Genomic DNA, 3,174 nt, shown 5'->3' on the forward strand with positions numbered 1-3,174 from the left:
CGGTGAGGTACAAGCCAAGCAAGGCAGCACAATTACTTTAAATGATAATGTTATAGTAACATCTGAAAATAATGGGCTTCATGCAGATGGTGAACAATCTAAAATCACAATGACTGGAGGAACTGTAAAAGCAAAAGAAGCTGCATTTGTCTTAAAAGATGGCGGATATATTGATGTCACAGATATTTCTGCGAAAGCACAGTGCAATGGGATAAGCATTGATGACTCCAAAAACGATCAGACTTCAAGAATCAACCTGACCAATACAAACCTTTTTGTCGAAGATGGAACGGGTATTGTTGCCAACAATTCATCAAATGGTAAACTCAACCTCAAAGATTCAAAAATCAGTGCCGACAGGTTATTCGTGGGTATAACTCATGATACGCCAAAACCTGATCAAATCTTTACACTCACCGCAGAAAACTCTCTCTTACAGGGGGGAGTAAGAAATGACGAAAACAGCAGGACAACTTTCGATCTCAAAAACGATACAACATGGTTCGTAAACACTAGCACAAAAGAAAAAGATGATGCGGGCAAGTTACTTGATATTGCCCAAAGATCTCATTCTGATGTTTCTATACTTAATCTCGACAATAGTTCCATTGTTTTTCAACAGCCGACAGAAAACCATTATCATACATTGCATATAGGTTCTGGGAAACCAGACACGCAAGCAGTCTACAATGCTTCTGGTGACGCAAAGATTTCTTTTAATGTTGGATCTGTTGAGAGCTCTGATATAATCGATCAAAAAAATGATCGACTTCTGATCCAAGGGGATGTCTTAGGTACAACAACAGTTTATGTTATGAGTGATTTCAAAGATAGCAATAATATAACAGAAGCTTTTCACCCTTCTTCTAATACCAGTGGAGTTTCGCTCATTCAAGTTTCCGGGAAAGCAGATGAAAATTCCTTCAAATTAGCCAATGGTTATATCCAAGCAACTGGTTCACCTTATAAATATAGGCTTACCGCTTATGGACCAACATCCAGCTATGGTGCTGCAAATGAAACACTAAACCTGTTGGGAGAAAATGATAATTTCTGGGATTTCCGTTTGCAGAAATTTATTTTACCACAAGTAGCGAGCTATTTGGCCGTACCTAATGCTCTCTTCTACGCTGGTTTTATCGATATGGCTCAACAAAGTACTCTGTTAGCTGATCTGAGAACAACAGCTATAGGGATCGAAGATAACGTCAAAAAAAATGGATTCTTTCTCTCTTCCTATGGAAGTATCGCAACCCTATCGTCACAACAATATGGCTATAACACAAACATTCGCTATGCTGCTACACAAGCAGGTTTTACAGCTTCTGCACAAAAGAGCCAAAATACAATCCTATATTGGGGTCTTACCGGAACCTATGCTCAATTATCCCTCACCCCCCAAAATATAGAAGATGCAGACAAGAGTACGCTTAACAAATGGGCAGTCACAGCCTACAGCGGTATAGAGCATAATAGCGGTTTCTATATGGATACACTCTTCTCTTATGGGATCTGGAAAGGAAATATCTCTACAGCCATCGCTAACAGTACCACTAAAGTCGATGATATAAAAATGTTAATTGCCTCAACAACAATAGGTCAAAAATTCACAACGGGTATTAAAGCCCTCACGTTTGAACCCCAGGCACAACTTGTTTACCAGCGTCTAATCTTTAATGCCTTTTCTGATGCTGATAATCTTAAAGTTGATATCGGTGAACCTTATCAATGGTTAGTACGCATTGGTGGACGTTTGACAAAAACTACTACCTCCACAGAAAAGAACCGTGTCATTTCTCTGTATGGAAAAGTGAACTTTCTCAAAACTTTTGGTGATGATGGTAAAGTACAGATTGGCGACACCTTTCCCCTTGATCCTACAGGATCTTCTATTGAAGGTGGGCTTGGCATCAATGCAAAATTGTCTCGCAGTTTAGCCCTCCATGGTGATATAAACTATCGAAAAAAGCTGCAAAAAACTGGTATATCCGGAACAAACTTTTCAGGAGGGATACGCTATCAGTTTTAAGGAAAGGCTGTAAATAGCCTATTCATTCTATTCAATTTAATAAAAAAGGCAGTATACATACTGCCTTTTTTAATCTATGTAAGCTACTATTCTTATCCCCTGAAACTTTTTTCTTTTCTCCTCAATGATCTCCTTCCCTCCTATTTACACGAGTCACGCGGCATATTCATTATCGAATTTGTCTATAAAGCTAAGCAAAGTGTATTTTTAGACAATATAAAGAAGACTACATTGGAAAAGATAATGATAAAAGAAACTCTCTCTTCATACCTTTTCTATGTTTATCCTCCTGTTTCTTCAATCCATTAGCTTAACAGCACCCTGTAAGGATTCATTTATATGTCCATGTACCGTTTTTAGGCAAACCATTTTGACAATGCTTATCCCTCTCATTCCATACAGTATATTGATTTATAAAGATAATTCTTTGTTTTGCATATTGAATGAGAGTCCCTAATATCGTAGGATTCTCTCATTTCAAACTTGTTTTATGTTGAATCAATTAAAAATTTTCTTGCACGTTACAAGCAGGGCTGGCGTGTGGAGAAAAGTTATATAAGAAAAGCCTGAGAATTCCTCTCATGGACTGCCTCAAGTGCCAAGGGCTTGTCACAAACATTGGGAGCTAGCAAAATGTGTGACGGGCTTGCTCCTTCGTAAGCGTAAAGATGATGGGACTCTATGGCTTTAGCGTTATAGCATTCATGAACACCATCGCGAAATGGGCTGTGCTTCCTTAGAAAAATGGACTTTGGTACCCTTAGCCTCTTTAAAGAAAGCCTGTGAATAGCCCCCTCATCTCTTCTTCTTATAGCAGAAAAAATTTGCTGATCGTTTTGGTTAGTGCATCAAATAATACATCTCAACACTATAGAGCTTTTATAGCGATTATCTTTAATAGACAATTTTTAAATATCATACTTCATAGTGCATTTAGCATAAGCTTAACCAAGCTAGGTTTTATGAAATCCACTTTTCTCAACTTTTTATGATCATGAAAAAAAGTTTTTCTGAAGCAAAACTTCAAATCATAGAGAACATCATCGATATAATTCGTTTTGTTATTTACAATAAAAACATAATGATATAGAAACTGTCTGGGTACTTGCGCCATCAGGGGAATGAAGTAAGCATCAAAGCATACC

At 37.7% G+C, this 3,174-nt stretch carries 1 protein-coding gene; it reads left to right on the forward strand.

Annotated features, from left to right (window positions below):
• The coding region (locus tag ACFIMC_RS05045; protein WP_375680782.1) for an autotransporter outer membrane beta-barrel domain-containing protein at positions 1-2,029 on the forward strand (2,029 nt) is incomplete at its 5' end.
• Positions 2,030-3,174: the final 1,145 nt, after the last annotated feature.

Origin of the sequence: Bartonella sp. AP21QHHD (assembly GCF_042196205.1) — a bacterium.
Taxonomy (GTDB): Bacteria; Pseudomonadota; Alphaproteobacteria; order Rhizobiales; family Rhizobiaceae; genus Bartonella.